Annotated in this window: 13 protein-coding genes; 8 read left to right on the top strand and 5 right to left on the bottom strand. The window is 61.2% G+C overall.

The genetic code is table 11. The features are described from left to right. Window positions 1-317 precede the first annotated feature (317 nt). The 3 genes from pyc to ACQK2G_RS03020 all read left to right on the top strand — a co-directional run bounded on the left by pyc (window position 318) and on the right by ACQK2G_RS03020 (window position 5,237). Window positions 318-3,797 (top strand): pyruvate carboxylase, encoded by a 3,480-nt coding sequence (gene pyc / locus ACQK2G_RS03030; RefSeq protein ID WP_425403543.1) that lies wholly within the window; start codon window positions 318-320, stop codon window positions 3,795-3,797. Between the two features lie 106 nt (window positions 3,798-3,903). Beyond that, a complete protein-coding gene (locus ACQK2G_RS03025; RefSeq protein ID WP_425403542.1) occupies window positions 3,904-4,260 on the top strand; it encodes a hypothetical protein in 357 nt (118 codons plus the stop codon). 119 nt (window positions 4,261-4,379) lie between these two features. After that, window positions 4,380-5,237 (top strand): phytanoyl-CoA dioxygenase family protein, encoded by an 858-nt coding sequence (locus ACQK2G_RS03020; RefSeq protein ID WP_425403541.1) that lies wholly within the window; start codon window positions 4,380-4,382, stop codon window positions 5,235-5,237. 723 nt (window positions 5,238-5,960) lie between these two features. Here the strand turns inward: ACQK2G_RS03020 and ACQK2G_RS03015 are convergent. Together ACQK2G_RS03015 and ACQK2G_RS03010 are read right to left on the bottom strand one after the other, a co-directional pair. Further along, the gene (locus ACQK2G_RS03015) at window positions 5,961-7,403 is read right to left on the bottom strand and encodes an argonaute/piwi family protein (protein ID WP_425403540.1); all 1,443 of its coding nucleotides are present in this window, start codon (window positions 7,401-7,403) and stop codon (window positions 5,961-5,963) included. Next, window positions 7,400-8,722, bottom strand: a complete 1,323-nt coding sequence (locus ACQK2G_RS03010) for a DUF4365 domain-containing protein (protein ID WP_425403539.1) — start codon at window positions 8,720-8,722, stop codon at window positions 7,400-7,402. The genes ACQK2G_RS03015 and ACQK2G_RS03010 overlap by 4 nt, the downstream gene beginning before the upstream one ends. A gap of 441 nt (window positions 8,723-9,163) precedes the next feature. Here ACQK2G_RS03010 and ACQK2G_RS03005 point away from each other — a divergent pair, with 441 nt between their 5' ends. Continuing rightward, on the top strand, window positions 9,164-10,150 hold the full coding sequence (locus ACQK2G_RS03005; protein WP_425403538.1) for a TauD/TfdA dioxygenase family protein: 987 nt from the start codon (window positions 9,164-9,166) through the stop codon (window positions 10,148-10,150). 27 nt (window positions 10,151-10,177) lie between these two features. Here the strand turns inward: ACQK2G_RS03005 and ACQK2G_RS03000 are convergent, their stop codons facing one another. Further along, the gene (locus ACQK2G_RS03000) at window positions 10,178-11,908 is read right to left on the bottom strand and encodes a cation:proton antiporter (protein ID WP_425403537.1); all 1,731 of its coding nucleotides are present in this window, start codon (window positions 11,906-11,908) and stop codon (window positions 10,178-10,180) included. Window positions 11,909-12,190: 282 nt separating this feature from the next. Here ACQK2G_RS03000 and ACQK2G_RS02995 point away from each other — a divergent pair, with 282 nt between their 5' ends. Both ACQK2G_RS02995 and ACQK2G_RS02990 read left to right on the top strand, forming a co-directional pair. After that, a complete protein-coding gene (locus tag ACQK2G_RS02995) occupies window positions 12,191-13,321 on the top strand; it encodes an AI-2E family transporter (RefSeq protein WP_425403536.1) in 1,131 nt (376 codons plus the stop codon). Window positions 13,322-13,394: 73 nt separating this feature from the next. Then, window positions 13,395-14,171, top strand: coding sequence for a DsbA family protein (locus ACQK2G_RS02990; RefSeq protein WP_425403535.1), 777 nt, complete (start codon window positions 13,395-13,397; stop codon window positions 14,169-14,171). 44 nt (window positions 14,172-14,215) lie between these two features. On the opposite strand, the gene ACQK2G_RS02985 is transcribed toward ACQK2G_RS02990, so the two are convergent. Continuing rightward, window positions 14,216-14,566, bottom strand: a complete 351-nt coding sequence (locus tag ACQK2G_RS02985; protein WP_425403534.1) for an SMR family transporter — start codon at window positions 14,564-14,566, stop codon at window positions 14,216-14,218. A gap of 27 nt (window positions 14,567-14,593) precedes the next feature. Beyond that, window positions 14,594-15,517 carry a ketopantoate reductase family protein gene (locus ACQK2G_RS02980; protein ID WP_425403533.1) on the bottom strand — a complete coding sequence of 308 codons (924 nt, stop codon included), beginning with the start codon at window positions 15,515-15,517 and terminating at the stop codon, window positions 14,594-14,596. A gap of 121 nt (window positions 15,518-15,638) precedes the next feature. Between ACQK2G_RS02980 and ACQK2G_RS02975 the strand changes: the two genes are divergently transcribed. Then, a complete protein-coding gene (locus ACQK2G_RS02975; protein ID WP_425403532.1) occupies window positions 15,639-16,388 on the top strand; it encodes a Stf0 family sulfotransferase in 750 nt (249 codons plus the stop codon). Between the two features lie 209 nt (window positions 16,389-16,597). Then, the gene (locus ACQK2G_RS02970) at window positions 16,598-17,974 is read left to right on the top strand and encodes an FAD-dependent oxidoreductase (protein ID WP_425403531.1); all 1,377 of its coding nucleotides are present in this window, start codon (window positions 16,598-16,600) and stop codon (window positions 17,972-17,974) included. The last annotated feature ends 30 nt before the right edge of the window (window positions 17,975-18,004 follow it).

The following is an 18,004-nucleotide window of genomic DNA, read 5'->3' as shown; positions in this document are numbered from 1 at the left end:
TGTTCTCAAGGTTCGATTGTTTTTGTCGTACGCCTTAGGCGTTCCGCCCATCGCGGTGACGCTTCAGTCCGTGTTTGCCCGTCGAATCCGCGAGCGAGGCCGCACGACCTGGGGAAAGCATAATCGACCTGCCCGGATCATGTAACCGTAAACATCTTAGGGCTGCTCACAACCCCGCCAACCGCCGAGGAACGCACAATGCTTTTCGGAAAACGACACCTCCGGCGCGGCCCGAACATCTGCTGGTTCGCAGGTGCACAATCCACTAAACTGCCGCGATCGCGGTATTCCAGCCCGCCTTTCAGGAGATCCTGTCCATGCCGATCCGCAAGCTCCTCGTCGCCAACCGTTCCGAAATCGCCATCCGCGTCTTCCGCGCCGCCAACGAGTTGGACCTGCGGACCGTCGCGATCTGGGCGGAGGAGGACAAGCTGGCGCTGCACCGGTTCAAGGCGGATGAAAGCTACCGGATCGGCCGCGGCCCACATCTGGAGCGCGATCTGGGGCCGATCGAAAGCTATCTGTCGATTGAGGAGGTGATCCGCGTCGCCAAGGAATCCGGCGCCGATGCGATCCATCCGGGCTATGGCCTGCTGTCGGAAAGCCCGGAATTCGCCGAGGCCTGCGCCGAAGCCGGCATCCTGTTCATCGGGCCGAGCCCGGAAACCATGCGCCGCCTGGGCAACAAGGTCGCCGCCCGCAACCTGGCGATCGAGATCGGCGTGCCCGTCGTTCCGGCCACCGAGCCTTTGCCGGATGATCCCGCCAAGGTGTTGAAAATGGCCGAGGAAATCGGTTTCCCGGTGATGCTGAAGGCGAGCTGGGGCGGCGGCGGGCGCGGCATGCGCGTGATCCGCAAGGCGGAGGATCTGGACCGCGAGGTGATGGAGGCCAAGCGCGAGGCCAAGGCCGCCTTCGGCAAGGACGAGGTCTATCTGGAGAAACTGGTCGAGCGCGCCCGCCATGTGGAAAGCCAGATCCTGGGCGACACCCATGGCAATGTCGTGCATCTGTATGAGCGCGATTGCTCGATTCAGCGGCGAAATCAAAAGGTTATCGAACGCGCCCCGGCCCCGTATCTGAACGACGAACAACGCGCGGAACTGGCCGGCTACGCCATGAAGATCGCCGAGGCGACGGACTATGTCGGCGCCGGCACGGTCGAATTCCTGATGGATGCGGATACCGGCAAATTCTATTTCATTGAGGTCAACCCGCGCATTCAGGTCGAGCATACGGTGACCGAGGAAGTGACCGGGATCGACATCGTGAAGGCGCAGATCCGGATCCTCGAAGGCCATGCCATCGGCACGCCCGAAAGCCGGGTACCCGCCCAAAACATGATACGGCTGAACGGCCATGCGCTCCAATGCCGTATCACGACCGAAGACCCGGAACAGAATTTCATTCCCGATTACGGCCGCATCATCGCCTATCGCGGCGCCACCGGATTCGGCATCCGGCTCGACGGCGGCACCGCCTATTCCGGCGCGGTGATCACCCGCTTCTACGATCCGCTGCTGGAGAAGGTGACGGCCTGGGCGCCGGACCCGGACGAGGCGATCCAGCGGATGGACCGCGCGCTGCGCGAATTCAGAATCCGCGGCGTGGCGACCAATCTGACCTTCCTGGAAGCGATCATCGGTCACGAGAAATTCCGCGACAACAGCTACACGACCCGCTTCATCGACGAAACGCCGGAACTGTTCAGCAATGTCCGCCGCCGCGACCGCGCCACGCGCCTTTTGACCTATATCGCCGACGTCACGGTGAACGGCCATCCGGAAGCGCGCGGGCGAGCGGAGCCCGACCCTGAAGCGGCCAAGCCCGTCGTTCCTCATCTGACCGGGCCGCATGCAACGGGCGAACCGCCCGCCGGATCGAAGCAGAAATTCGAGGAACTGGGCCCCGAGGGTTTCGCCAGGTGGATGCGCGCGCAGCCACAGATCCTGATGACCGACACCACCATGCGCGACGCCCACCAGTCCCTGCTGGCGACCCGCATGCGGACCCATGACATCGCCAGGATCGCCGACGTCTATGCCCGCACCCTGCCGCAGCTGCTGTCGCTGGAATGCTGGGGCGGGGCGACCTTCGACGTCGCCATGCGCTTCCTGAACGAGGACCCGTGGGAACGCCTGAGCCTGATCCGCGAGGCGGCCCCCAACCTGCTGCTGCAGATGCTGCTGCGCGGGGCGAACGGCGTCGGCTATACCAATTACCCGGATAATGTGGTGAAGCAGTTCGTTCATGAGGCGAAGAAGGGCGGCGTCGACCTGTTCCGCGTCTTCGACTGCCTCAACTGGGTCGAGAACATGCGCCTCGCCATGGACGCGGTGCGGACCGAAGGCGGGCTGTGCGAGGCGGCGATCTGCTATACCGCCGACCTGCTCTCCTCCGCCCGGCCGAAATACGACCTGAAATACTATACCGACATGGCGGTCGAGCTGGACAAGGCCGGCGCCAATATCATCGCGGTGAAGGACATGGCGGGCCTGCTGAAACCCGCCGCGGCGACGCTGCTGTTCAAGGCCCTGCGCGACGTCACCGACCTGCCGCTGCATTTCCACACCCATGACACATCCGGCATTTCCGCCGCCACCGTGCTGGCCGCGGTGGAGGCCGGGGTCGATGCGGTCGACGGCGCGATGGACGCGTTTTCCGGCACCACCTCCCAGCCCTGCCTGGGCTCCATCGTCGAGGCCCTGCGCGGCGGCGACCGCGATCCCGGCCTGGACCCGGCATGGATCCGCCGCATCTCCTTCTATTGGGAAGCGGTGCGCAGCCAATACGCCGCCTTCGAAAGTGATTTGAAGGGCCCGGCCTCGGAAGTCTATCTGCACGAAATGCCGGGCGGTCAGTTCACCAATCTGAAGGAACAGGCGCGCTCGCTGGGCCTCGAGGCGCGCTGGCACGAAGTCGCCCAGGCCTATGCGGATGCGAACGAGATGTTCGGCGATATCGTCAAGGTCACGCCGTCCTCCAAGGTGGTCGGCGACATGGCGCTGTTGATGGTCAGCCAGGACCTGAAACCCGCCGACGTCACCGACCCGGACCGCGACGTCTCCTTCCCGGAAAGCGTCGTCTCAATGATGAAGGGCGATCTGGGTCAGCCCCCGGGCGGCTGGCCGACGGAGATCCAGAAGAAGGTGCTGAAGGGCGAGAAACCCTATACCCAGCGCCCCGGTTCGCTGCTGCCCGACGCGGACCTTGCCGCCGAGCGGAAAAAGATCGAGGAGGATCTGGGCCGCAAGATCAGCGACGCGGAATTCGCCTCCTACATGATGTATCCCAAGGTCTTCACCGACTATGCCCGCAACCGCGACCATTACGGCCCGGTCAGCGTGCTGCCCACCCCGGTCTTTTTCTACGGGTTGCCGGTGGGCGAGGAACTGCAGGTCGACCTGGAACCCGGCGTCACCCTGGTCATCGACACGCTGGCCCAGACCGAGACGGACGAACAGGGCATGGTCACCGTCTTTTTCGAGCTGAACGGCCAGCCCCGCCGCATCAAGGTGCCCGACCGCGCCCATGGCGCCGCCGGCGCCGCCGCAAGGCGCAAGGCCGAAGCCGGGAACGAGGCCCATATCGGCGCGCCGATGCCGGGCGTCGTCTCCGCCGTGTCGGTCACGCCGGGCCAGAAGATCACCGCCGGCGACAACCTGCTGTCGATTGAGGCGATGAAGATGGAAACCGTCCTGCATGCCGACCGCGACGGGGTGGTCGAGGAAGTCCTGGTCAAACCCGCCGACCAGATCGACGCGAAGGACCTTCTCATTACCCTGAAGCTGGAGTGAATGGGCCCAAACATTTCCGGTAAGATTTATGAAAGATTTCCGGAAGGAATTTGATTTTTCTTTCCGGAAATATTATACTCTCCAACATCATGCGGGAGTGATTTTCATGGGCAACCCGAAACCGGCCCCCAAATCCAGCGACTATGTCGCGGCCTTTCGCAAGAAGGCCGCCGAAGTCGGATTGAAACGCGTCGAGGTCCTGGTGCCCGCCGACAAGGTGGATGCCTTGAAAGCCTATGCGGCCGATCTTCGCGCCGGCGACGCCTCGGAAAAGCTCATGGAGGTCCGCAAACTCATCCGCAGCGCCTATGCACAATACCGCGCGCGCCACCTGGACAACATCTCGATCGACCCCGACCGCGCGGATTTCGCGGACGCGGCCATCATCGCCGCTGCCTTGATGAACAAGGGATCCGGCAAAGCCTATCAACTCGGCCAGCGTCTGCGCAGATTGGCGCGCTGATGCCCCTGACGGCCATCCAGAAACGCGTCGCGCGCCCAGCGACAGGGACCCCCTTCTCAGCGCACGAAAACTGAGGTGAACTGCATTAGACGGTTTGACGATCTCTTGGGGAATAAGCAATGCCCGGACCGCTGAGCGACGCGCAGATAGAAGCCTTCTGGGAAACCGGCTGTCTCACCGTGGCGGACGCGGTGGAGGCGGCGGTGCTGGCGGCGATCAATGCGGATCTGGCGGGCTGGATCGAGGAAAGCCGGGGCCATGACAAACCCTATGGCACGCTGATGGACGGGCGCGCGCGGTTCGACCTGCAGCCGGGGCATACGGCGGACCGCCCGGCGCTGCGCCGGGTGCAGTCGCCGACGGAACTGTCGGCCGCCTGCCTGACGGCGCTGACCGCGTCGCCCATGATCCGCATGGCGGCCCAGCTGATCGGCCCGGACCTGCGCTTTCATCATAGCAAGGTGAACTGCAAGCTGCCGGGGTCCGCCACCCAGGTCGACTGGCACCAGGATTTCCTGTTCGACCCGCACAGCAATGACGATGTGGTGACCTGCCTGCTCTTCCTGGGCGATGTGGGGTTGCGGGACGGGCCGCTGATGACCGTGCCCGGCTCCCATCGCGGGCCGCTTTACAGTCATTGGCAGAACGGGAAATTCACCGGCAGGGTGGCCCCGGACATCGTGCCGGAGTGCGAGGCCCGGGCCGTGCCCCAGACCGGCCCGGCCGGCAGCGCCTGTTTCATGCATGGCCGCAGCCTGCATGCCTCCCGCGCCAATCTCGGCGACCGCCCCCGCAACCTCTTCATCGCCGAGATCGCCGCCGCCGACGCCGTCCCCCTCTCCCCCAACCCGGTCCCGTCAGTGCATGCGGGCATGATCCTTTACGGCCAGGACACCGGCCGCATCCGCTCCACCCCCTTCGAGATGGACGGCCCGATCATTCCGGAAACGACGTTTTTTGATCAGCAGGTGGGGTAAGTACGACGGTCCTTCTGTTTCGGCCCTGAGTTAGAGATTTTTTCGTTAACGCACATTAACGGGAAAAAGGTAATTGGAAGTGTCGTGCGTGTAATCTCTAGCGACAACAGACTTGGTTTCGCAATATAACTACAGCACGGTCTTAACTGTATCTTTCACAGTTTTGCGATTGGGGATACTTCAATGGCAATCAGAATTGAACGGACCAAACCACGTCCTGGCGGACAAGAAGAACCACAATGGACGTGTAAAGGATACCAATTGGCATCTCCCGAGTTTGGCAATCAGAAACACCATGCAAGATTTTCTACGCACGTGAAGTCGCTCGAAGAAGCAGCCGATCTTATAAATAAGGGTTATTCAATTAGAATGGGGCGTGTAGGTCTCAGAGCATCTTTGATATCGCCCAAAGGTATACGCATTACACGCGACTAGTTAGAACCGAAATAGTTGCTTCGATATCCACAGTTTATACACAGGCGACGTCATCCTTTTGCCCACCAACCTGGCCCCCTCGGTGGATACAGGCATGATCCTGCACGGCCAGGAGCCCGGCCGCATTCGCTCCACCCCATTCGAGATGGACGGCCCGATCATTCCGGAAACGACGTTTTTTGATCAGCAGGTGGGGTAGGTTCATTTCAAGCGTCGAGTAAGCTAAAATGTTACCCTGGCTTGCTATTCAATTTTGCCTCCAGACTTCGTTCAAATCGCGACGCACAATCACATGTATCGAGTGTAGTCGGATGCTGCTCTTTGGCCTTCTGGCACATGTTTTAAGACCTTACCTACCTTGCGAGCAGCATGAATTGGAATTGGCAAGGCACCATCAAATTGTGTCGTGTTCCAGTTCATCTTCGTTAACGCCAAGATTTCATCAGCGATCTCGGTAATGGGCGTGTCATTTATGTGCGGACGCAGCAAGAGCGGATTCGGAGACCTTAGCCCTGGATAGGTTCGGTATACCGGGTTGCTGCCACGCGTGAACAGTACAGCATCTCTGCCAAGATTAATCACGGTGCCTCGTAACGGCGGATAGTCGCCTGCGCGATACATAGAAATCGGTGAATTCTCCTGCACCCATATCAGATCGGTGTATGCGATATTCACCTCAGCGAGTGCCTCTAGAAAACCATCCGCTTCGTCTGTCTCGAATCTAGACGTTTTTAGGACAATGATGCGAGCCGGATAGTGGTGGTGCTGACTAAAGAATGCTTTCAGCGAGCGCCGCATCAAGTCATACGCGTCATTTCGATCGAGATATGGGTGCCTGTCGCCCTTGTCGATCCTCGCCCGGCCACCTCTCAAGATTAGCCCTTTTCCCCGTTCGTCGAACATCTGAGCTGTTGAAGTCAACAACCGCTGCCCGCTCGAATCTTTAAAGAACCCTATCCCAACGTAACTCGTCTTGAGTTGGTCTTCAGGGCGAGGGAGACGCCAGGGAACGCGTCCTGCTTTGTAAAAGATTCCATTCAAAAGATTCCAAGCGCGCGTTGCTGGGTCCTGAACCTTCCTCACATTGTCCTTGAGCTTTCTCGGGATACGAGCATGGTCATCCCAAAGCGTCGGCCACACTATCTGCGTTGGCTTTTCCAGGTGCATTGTTTCCGCTTTTAGCAAATCTCGGAAATCCGGACCGTCGTAAAGTGACCTCGCGTCGTCTTCCCTCCCTTCATCGCCTACTCCGTTCTTAATTTTACAGATCAAATCCATCGGCAGAGCGGCCACAATTACATCCGGTTTGTTGGTGCTTTCCAGCATGGCTGTCGCCTGATCCACGAAAACATCAACGGACTCCGTGACGGCCTCGTTCTGGGCTTTGATACTGACCAGCTTTCCAACGTCGCGAACGGGCAAAACTCTTGTTGACCCACGTTGGACCTCGAACTCGCAACGAAAGGGATTATCGTTTCCAAGCCCAGGAAAGGGAGGAAAGAGATTTGGCTGCTTTGTGGACTTGCCCTCAATGCCGGATTTGAGCCGTTCGAGAAACTGCTCAAATCCATCAACGGTCTCAGCCGTACCGATCACCCCAATTGATATTCTGTCGCCAAGGATCGGCTGAAGTGGGCCATGCCTATGCAGTCCGATTCGAGGATCGACGTGCTTTCCTCCATCTCCAAACTCAAGTTCCGGCTCCGCTATGAGCGTATGAGAGATCGTCATAAGGCGAACCTCCCTTGATCATCGTCGACAGCAACAGGCTCGCTTTGGCGCCACACATCATCAGGTACGCTTTGAGGTAACTCCAATGGTTCAAGCGCTTCGAATTTCAAAGGTCGGTTTGAACGCGACCCAAAGTCGAATAACTCGTCGTTGGCGGCATCCTCGTTTTCAGTCATTAGGTACCGCCACATGATAAACTGACCTGCCAATGCTGCGTTTCGCTCTCTCTTCTTCTTCCCGGCGAGCCTACCTGCTTCAAAAATGTCGGGTTTGTAGCCGTCCCACGTGAACACGAAGGTTGGTGTGATAGACAAATGCCATTCGCCGCCGATTAGCCAGAACCGCGGTTCAAATGCATGATGTCTCACGTATTTAAGTGCCCCGTCCTTCTCATAACGGCTCACAACATTCGCTGATGTGTAGTTCTTGAACGAACGGTATGAGAAGGTACGGCTTAACCGCCCGGGCGATGCTGGAAAGTAAAGAGCATTCCGTGACTTTCTGAAGTGAAGCGTGTCGTCCATCTGCGCGATGAGCGTGCGTCTAAGTAAATCAATAACAATGTGCTCCTCGGATTCCTCCTGAGGAAAAAGAACCTGATCAGCCGGAAACTGTTCTACCGTACCTGTATCGACAATGTGACGTAGCGGTTGGGTTGATGGATCACGGAAGGACATAAACTGTCCTCCACGTATCACCCAATCATTCGGAGGTCTTTGGTCGTGTTTCAAAAGTTCATAGAGAGCAGCGCGCCCAGACTTGAAGGGAGACCGAGCCAAAAAAACCGGGCAATCGAACCTAACCTTCAAGAGATTTAGATATCCGTCTTCCTCTCCTCGCATCGCAGGAAACCAGACGCCAAATCCGGATTTTTCAACACAGAGCGCAGCAATACGATCAGCAGCGCGCCTGTCAAAGACGTCACTCTCTTTATCGATTGTCAGTCTTCGCGCATCGGGGCCTGTTCCGCTATCAACGCTTTGCCAATAGGCTATACCACGCTCCAAATGAACAAGGACAACGATGGTTGGAAGACTGCCATTGGTCCAGTACTCAACGTCTTCCTTATCCATCAGGTATTCAAACTTGTCGTCCGTTTCTCCGGTATATTTACCAACCTTTCGCGTTTTAACCTGGACGGACACCAACCTACCTGTCGCAATGCTGGTCTTTGGGTCACGTATCTCCAGCAGGCCATCTATACCAGCCTCTACGCGACCATATGAACTGTACATAAACCCCATAGAATTAGCGCGCTCTGACACGAAGGCTTCGCCTTGAGCGCCGATAATCTGTGGGTCGGTAATTGTCTTTGTCATTGTTCCATGCCGCCTACAAGTATTTGAACGCGCATGACGCGAACCGCGGCACCATGAACGCCCTCGGTCGACAAGCGCACAATATATAGTGCTTATTATAACATCAGACACCAAATAGACTCAATGATATTGTGTTTCTCAAATAAAACACCACTATATTTTGTATATGAAGTTGCCCAATCTTCACCTAGGAATGAATTTTCGCAGGAAAACTGCCTCTCAAGCGTTCGATGACCACACCGCCTCAAATAGTTCACTATGAAAACCATTCTGACGTAAATTGGAGGATCAAGTGATAGCTCCATGTACGAAATCCTGCATTCACTGACGCCTATGCATCGACTGTTAGCACTAGGGGCTTGTTGCTATCGACAAGGCATTGTCGCTAAGCTTGGGTCAATCCGAACGGTGTCGACCGCTCCACGCTTAAGGAATTGCGTGATGCCCACCAATCCCACCACCCTAAACGGTTCCTTCGGCACCCTGATCGAAGACGTGCGTCCCGCCGACCTGCGGGACGCGGAATTCCGTGCCGAGGCTTTGCGGTTGTGGCGGGATCATGGCGGGTTGCTGGCCTTGCGGGGGGCTGCCCTGGCCGGGTTGTCGCCGGAGGATCTGCTGGATTGGGCCGGGGTGTTCGGGGCGATCGAGGTGCGGCGGGCGCAGGCGCGGGACCATATGATGGTGGCGGGCCTGCCGGTGCTGCGGATCGGGAATACCCGCGACGGGGCCGGAAGGATGATCGCGCAGCAGTCGGACGTGCCGGCCCTGAAATCCGACGCCGATATGCGGTACGACACGGAAACGCGGCGGCCGGTCTGGCATACGGATATGGGCAGTGCCGTGCCCTCCATCGGGTCGGTCATGCAATGCCGGGTGACGCCGCCCACGGGCGGGGAGACGCTTTTCGCCGATACGCGAACGGCCTTCGCGAAGCTGGAGCCCGACGTGCGGGAAAAGCTGATGGGCCTGGAGGCCGTGTGCAGCCAGGCGCATCACGACAAGAAGATCAGCCTGTATACGCCGGGTTATCCGGTGCTGTCGCCGGCCGAGCGCGCGGCCAACCCGCCCTACCGGCACCCGGTGGTGCTGACCCATCCGGAGACGGGGGCGCCCGCGCTGTATGCGCTGAACAGTTCCACCGCCGCCCTGGTGCCCAAGGGCGCCGCCGTCACCCAGGCGCAGTTGGACCTGTGGGAGCTGGAAGGCGTGGAGGATGAAAGCGTTTCCTTCTATCGGAACCTGCTGCCCTTCGTGACCGGGCCGGATTTCACGGTGAAATGGCAGTGGCAGGAAGGCGATATCGTCACCTGGGACAATCGCTGCACCCTGCATGCGGCGACCGGCTTCGACAGCGCCCGGCATCAACGCGAAATGTGGCGGGTTACGCTAAACGCGCGGGAGGGGGCGGCGCAAGCGGCGGCTTGAGGGGGCGAGACTTACGGCCCCCCGGTTTTACGGGGTCTTGGGGTTGTCCCGATCCCCAAGCTCTCCCTTTTCCCCCAGCTCTGCCTCTTCCGTCGACGCTTCCTTTTCCGCCAACGCCTCTTTCTCTTCCAGTTCTTCTTTTTCCTCTATCTCTTCCTGGGCCAGGACATGGGCGGCGAAGCCGGCCCCGGCCTCACGATAGATGTTGAAGACCGTCTCCGCGCCGGCATCGCGCAGGGCGGCGACCTCGTCCTCGAACTGGGCGGTCGCCGAGATGCGGCCGCGAAAGCCGATGGCGTTCAACTGTTCCAGCACCGCCAAATTGGCGGCCAGACGCGGCAGGGCCAGCATGACGCGGTCCAGCGTATGGGCGGCCTGCAGCCGGTCCCAGAAATCCGCGTCGCTGGGATCGCCATGCAGGACATTGCGCCCTTCCTGCTGCCGGGCCCTTGCCGTGACCGGGTCGATATCGACGCCGACCACGGTCTCCCCATGCAGGTCGCGCATCATGTCATAGGCCCCGGTGCCGATCCGCCCCATGCCGATGATGGCGATCTGCGCGCCCTTCGTGTCGAGCAGCTGATCGTCGAAAATCAGCTCGTCCCGCTGCAGCCGTTTCCACAGCTCACGATGACGGGTGTAGAGCGTGCCCGACAGGCGGCCGAGCCCGGCGGCCACGGCGAAGGACAGCGACAGGGCGATGGCCATCGCCACCAGCCACTGATCGTCGATCCAGCCATTGGCGATGCTGATGGCGCAGACGATCAGGCCGAACTCGCTGAAATTGGTCAGGTTCACGCAGGCCATCAGGGCGGTGCGCGCGCGCAGGTGAAAGCGCGTCAGCAGGGTGAAGAGCAGCGCCGACTTGAACAGGATCAACGGCGTCAGCAGCACGCCGACCAGCACCGCCTGGCCGGTCAGCGCACCGGACATGCCGATGGACAGGAAGAAGCCGAGCAGGAACAGGTCCTTGAAGCCCAGCATGGTCTTGGCCATTTCGTCCGCCTTGCGGTGATTGGCGATCAGCACGCCCAGCACCAGCGCGCCCAGATCCCCCTTCAGCTCCACCAGTTCGAACAGTTCCGCCCCGCCCATGGCCAGCAGGAACCCATAGAGCACCAGCAATTCCCCATGGCCGACCCGCTGCAGCAGCCAATGCAGCGCCGGGCGCAGCGGCAGCAGCAGCACGATCAGCGCGGCCCAGGGCGACGGCGCCTTGCCGAGCGAGACGGCGAGGAAAAGGACGGCGGCGATATCCTGCATGATCAGGATGCCGATGGCGATGCGCCCGTGCAGGGAGGCCATCTCGCCCCGGTGTTCCAGCACCTTCACCACGAAGACGGTGCTGGAGAAACTGAGCGCGAAGGCGATCAGCGCCGCCCCGCCGAAATCGAGCCCGGCGAAGAAGGGCAGAACGCTCCAGGCCGTGCCCCAGCCGGAAATCGCGAACAAAGCCGCGCCCAGAACCAGCACGATGATGCCCATATGCAGGCCGGTGACGGCCCAGACCTGCGGCCGGGCCAGCATCCGCAGGTTCAGCTTCAGCCCGACGGTGAACAGCAGCAGGGTGATGCCCAGATCCGACAGCTTGGCCAGGACCTCGCCGCTGCTGAAACCCTGTGCGTTGAGCACGAAACCGGCGGCCAGGAAGCCGACCAGCGGCGGCAGCCCGATGGCGCGGGCGCCCATGCCCAGCGCGAAGGCAACCGAAATCCAGACCACATCCCCCAGCGCGATGGCGATCCACTGAAAATCCATACCGGCCCCAAACCCCACTAAACACGACAGGTTAACGGAACGGCCCGCGCCGCCCCACGCCCGTCCACTCTATGCTACGCGTCTCACCGCATGACCATAGCAGACCCGCCCCGCCCCCGCCGCCCCTTGCGCGACGGGGAGGTCGATTTTTTGGGGCAGGCGTTTCGGGTCAGGCGAAACGGCATTACGGGTGGGAAGACTTCCCCCCAGCAACCCTCCCACCCGCAACCCTCCCCCGGGCCCAGGCGTTTCTCTTGGTAGGTAAAACCAACGGAGGCGCATGTGCGGCCGGATTCCCACGGCGCGGAAACCCTGGAAGCGGGGACGGACGTCAATGACTGGCAGCGCAAGGCGGTCTACGGGCTGTTCGGCCTGGCGGCGGCCTATTCGCTGTACTTCGCGGCCGATCTGGTGCTGCCGATCCTGTTCGCTGTCTATCTTTCCCTGGTCCTGAGTCCGGTGATCATCGGGCTGAGGCGGGTCGGCCTGCCGGACTGGCTGGGCGCGGCGGTCGTGCTTTCCGGCCTGCTGGCCAGCCTGTTCGCCGGGTTTCACCTGCTGGCGGAACCGGCCTCGGACTGGATCTCCCGCGTGCCGAGCGCGGTACGGGAAATCGAGTATCGCGTCTGGCCGGTGCGGGAAACGATCGAGGATGCCAAAAAGGCGTCCGAGAAGATCAACGAGTTGGCGAAGGTCGCCGAAACAGGCAGCGACAAGCAATCCGTCGTGGTCGGCGGCGCCAGCCTGTCGGACCTGATGCTGTCCTATACCTGGCAGACCATCGCCCAGACCGGCATCACCCTGGCCCTGCTGTTCTTCCTGCTTTCCGGCGGGCGCAGGGCGATCACCGATATCCTGAAACATGTGGCGCGACCGGAACGGCGCCGCCGGCTGGCGCAGCTTTTCCTGTCGGTCCAATCCAAGGCGGCCCGTTACCTAGCCACCGTCGCGCTGGTCCAGTTCACCGTCGGCTGCCTGACGGCGGCGACGATGTTCGCCTGGGGCATGCCGAACGCGCTGTTGTGGGGCGCGCTGGCTTTCGTGCTCGGCTTCATCCCCTATCTCGGCCCGGTCGTCGCCACCGGGGCGATCGGCATCGCCGCCCTCTTGACCTTCCCGGACTGGGTGTCGATCGCGGGGCCGCCCCTGACCTATGCCGCGATCACGGCGGCGGAGGGTTATCTGATCTCCCCCACCATTCTGGGGCGACGGTTCACCCTGCACCCGATTTCCGTTTTTCTTTCCATGCTGGCCTGGACCTGGCTATGGGGCGTGCCGGGAGCGCTGCTGGCCGTGCCGATCCTGATCACCGCCAGTTCGATCATCAAGGAATGGCGGCAAATGCGGGCGGAGGATGCCCGCGGCACCGAGGACGGCGCGGGACCACGGACCGAGATGGTCGCGACCAGTTGAACGCCGGCCGCCTTGGCAGGGCCGGTGCATGCCGGGCATAACGGGGCGAGCGCAAACCCACTGGCTGTGAACCATGTCGAACCGGCGAAACCTCCTTCTGGCCGTTGCCCTTCTGGGCCTCGCCTATATGGCGGTCGGCGGGTTGCCCGGATTGTTCCCCACGGCCCTGGATTTCGAGACGCATCCGACCCTGCCCGACTTCCGGACCGTCGCCAGGGGGGACGTCTCCTCCTCCGGCTTCAATCCGCTGATCGGCATCGAGGGTCCGCGCGAAGCCCCGGCCGGTTTCGACCAGACCCTGCAAGATGTGCGGTCCGATCCGTGTCGGGCTCTCTATGGCGACCTGGCCCGGCAGGAGGCGGTTCTGCCGATCGCGTCCTTCTCCGACTATTACTGTCCTTTCTGCCGGGTGCAGACGGTCAAGCTCGGCCGGATGGAGAGCGAGCTGAAGGGCCGGATCAAACTCGTCTGGCACGAACTTCCGCTCTTGGGCGAAACCTCGCAACTGGCGGCAAGGGCGGCGCTGGCCGCGAAACGCCAAGGGGCTTATGTCCGCTTCCACGAACATCTGATGCAATCCAACTTCGTCGCGACCGACGCCTATCTCACGGATCTATCCGACAAACTGGGAATAGACCCCTCGAAACTCCTCGCCGACATGAACAGCGCCGAGGTCGAGGCGGAACTGCACCGCAGCGCGGCCCTCGCCCAACTGTTCCGCTTCATCGGCACGCCGTCCCTGGTGGTCGGACGAACCGTCGTGGAAGGCACGATTTCGGATCGCGACTTGGCGACCCTGATCGAGGATGAACTGAACCGGTTGAAACCCGGATGGTGCGCGCCCGGTTGAATGGCTGCACCGCTTCAGATGCAGCGGGCTGTTTCCCGGTACCCCTAATGCCCGACCGATTTCGAGAACAGATTGATCACCAGGACGCCGGCGATGATGAGGGCGAGGCCGAGGAGTGCCGGCAGGTCGAGCTTCTGATCATAGACCAACCACGCGACCAGCGTGATCAGAATGATCCCCGCCCCGCTCCACACCGCATAGACGATCCCGGTCGGCAGCACCCGGATCGGATAGGACAGGAACCAGAAGGCCGCCGCATAGCCCACCACCGTGATGACGCTCGGCCACAGGCGCGTGAAATTCTCCGTCCGCGCCAGGGCCGTCGTCGCGATCACCTCCGCCACAATCGCGGCGGCGAGGAACAGGTAAGTGGTCCAAGGGAGCGCGGACGGCATTCTGTCACCGTTTTCCGAAAAGAGCCTCTAGAACGTTTCCTCCCGCGCCCGGACCGCGTCGGACACCACCGTGTTATACGGCGTCGGGATGCCGAGTTCCTTGCCGAGAACCGGGACCATGCCGTTGATTGCGTCGATCTCGCAGCGCTTCTTGTTCAGATGGTCGAGCAGCATGGACGGCCTGGCATCCGGCATCTTGGAGCCGAAATCGGTGATATAGGCGTCGACATCGTCATAGGTGAAATTGACGCCCTTGGCCTTGCCGCAGGCATAGGCCTCACGCCCGCAATTCATCGCGATATGCCAGGAGGCGGGATCGGCCATGACCTCGCCGATCGTCTTGTTGAAGGTGGTGCAGGGGGCGGAGAAGGTGACGTTGCAGACGAACTTCTCCCAGATCAGCTGTTCGATATCCTCATAGGCCTGGACGTTGAAACCGGCATCCTTCCAGATCTTCTCCACGCCCAACAGCCGGTCGGTCAAGCCGCCGGAACATTCGCCGATGCGGATACGCTTCATCGCATTGTGGTGGATATGGCCCGGCCCCTTGATGGAGGCGCCGAAGCCTTCCGCAACGCCCAGCAGCACATTGTCGAGCGGCATGTATTGCGCGATCCGCTCCGCCGCGCCCAAGCCGTTCTGAATGGTCAGCACGACCGATTGCGGCCCGGCCAGCGGCTTGATCGCCTGGGCGGCGGGGCCGACGCCGTCCGCCTTTGTCGCGATGATATAGAGGTCGCAGGTCCCGGCTTCGGCAAGGTTCGTGGTGGCATGGACGTTTTTCACCGTGCGGTCACCGCTGGCGCCTTCGACGCGCAGGCCCTGGGACTTGATGGCGTTCACATGGTCCTGCCAGACATCGATCGCCCAGACCTCGTTCCCCGCATCGGCCAGCAGCCCCGCATAGACGCCGCCCATCGCCCCAACGCCAACAACCGCGATCTTCGCCATGACCTCAATCCTCCCAGTCCATGTGTCTTGTTTGTTGTAAACAGCTTGTCGGCCCGGCCCGCATTAGACAAGCATCCCCGGCGCACGACACTATTGCCCCGAATACCAGGAGCGGTCCGTCATGAAGAGCTACATCATCTGCGCCACGCCGCGCACCGGCAGCACCCTGCTCTGCGATCTGCTGACCGCGACGGGCCGCACCGGCGCGCCCGATTCCTTTTTCATGACCGGCATCGACGCGAAATGGCTGGAGCATTGGGGCATGCCGGTTGAAGGCAGCCCGGAGGACCCGGCCTATTGCGCGGCGATGCTGAAGGGGGCGATCAACGCCGGAACGGCAGGCACCGGCATTTTCGGCCTGCGCCTGATGCATCGGTATCTGGACCGACTGGCGGCCTTGATCGACCGGGTCCATCCGGGATGTCGGAACGACAAGGCGCGGCTGGCCGCGGCTTTCGGCGACGTGCTGTATATCCACCTACGCCGGCGGGACAAACTGGCCCAAGCCATCTCCCTGGTGAAGGCGCAACAGACCGGGCTTTGGCATATCGCCCCGGATGGGACGGAGGTTGAGCGCCTCGCCCCGCCTGCGGAGCCGGTTTTCGATTTTCAGCATATCGCCGCGACATTGGAAGAGCTGGAAAGCCATGACACGGCCTGGACCGACTGGTTCGACACCGAAGGGATCGAGCCGTTGACCGTGGACTATGAAAGTCTTTCCGAAAATCCTGGCAAGGAACTGGAACGCATCTGCGCGGCCCTTGGCGTTGCCGCTCCACCGCCCGACAGCATCGCACCCGGCGTCGCCAAACTGGCCGACGCGGTCAGCCGGGACTGGATGGAGCGCTTCCGGGAAGAAGCCGAACGCTGATCCCGGCTCCGGTGACGTTCGTTCATTTTCGCCAAGCTTCGAATAAGCATTGGAAATGAATGAATTAAACTCATTTATCCGCATAGATTCAGGGGTGACGGCGGGATTAATCCTCTCCATTATCCGAAGAATTTCGAAAGTCGGAGGCGGCCGCGGCAACAAAGGTCCGGGGCGGAGAAATCAATTCAAAGCAACGTTAGGAACGGTCGATGGCGCAGTCTCTCGGTCAGATCACGGAACCGGCACGATCCGTGGATGTGGTGCACAAGACGGATGTCCTGGTCGTGGGATCCGGACCCGGCGGGTTGGCCGCCGCGCTGGCCGCCGCACGGTCGGGCGCGGAGGTTGCGCTGGTCGAACGCTTCGGCTGTTTCGGCGGCAACCTGACCGTCGTCGGCGTCGAGGGCATGGCCTGGTACCGGCACGAGGATACGATCGAGGCGAACGGGATCGGCCGTGAATTCGAAACACGCGCCAAGGAAATGGGCGCGGCGGTTCAGGAATCGCAGAGCCTGTCCTATGAAATCGACTCCGAAGGCTTCAAGATCGTCGCCGACAAGCTGGTCGAGGAAGCGGGCATCCATGCCATGCTGCACCGTTTTGTCGTCGCGCCGATCATGGACGGCGACACGATCACCGGCATCATCACTGAATCCAAAGCGGGACGCGAGGCCATTCTGGCGAAACGCGTGATCGATGCCACCGGCGACGCGGATCTGGTCAACTGGGCCGGCGCACCGGTCTTCAAGACGCCGAAGGAAAAGATGATGGCAGCGTCGGTCATGTTCCACGTCGCCGGAGTCGACAAGACTAAATTCATGGAAGGCATCCGCAACGACCCGCAGACCTACAAGGACTGGGGCGGCGGTGGCGAATGGAACATCGAAACCTCGGGCAAGGAGGACGACATGTTCTCCCCCTTCGTGAAGAAGCCGTTCCAGAAAGCCATCGAGGATGGGTTGATCCCGCCGCATCTGAACACCATCGCCGGCACCTGGGGGGCGATGCACGATACGGGTGAGTTGACCTATATGAACCTGATCCATATGGACGATTGTGACGGCACGGACCCGGACGATCTGACCAAGTTCGAGATCGAAGGCCGCCGCCAGTCCATGTTGGCGATCGAGGCACTGAAACGCTACATGCCGGGCTGCGAAGGCATGCGGCTGCGCAATTTCGGGATGACGCTGGGGATCCGCGACACACGCAAGATCGACGCCGTCTACAACATGACCGAACAGGATGTGCGCGAGCAGGGCCGGTTCGAGGATTCGATCGGCATCTATCCGGAATTCATCGACGGCTACGGCATCCTGATCCTGCCGACCACGGGCCGATACTTCCAGATCCCCTATCGCAACCTGCTGCCCAAGAAGGTGAAGAACCTGCTGGTAGCCGGCCGCGCTACCGGCGGCGACCCGGTCAGCCACGCCGCGACCCGGAACATGAGCTGTTGCGCCGTCACCGGCCAGGGCGCCGGAATTGCCGCCGCGCTGTCGCTGAGATCGAACAGTGAGTTGGACCGTATCGACGTCACGCAGGTTCAGGGTGAACTCGACCGGCAAGGCGTGCGATACTGGTAACCCAATGCGACGGGTTACCAGGGTGCGGGA

This window comes from Hwanghaeella sp., assembly GCF_965227365.1.
GTDB lineage: Bacteria > Pseudomonadota > Alphaproteobacteria > UBA8366 > Aestuariispiraceae > Hwanghaeella.
This window is presented reverse-complemented; position numbering and strand designations above follow the sequence as displayed.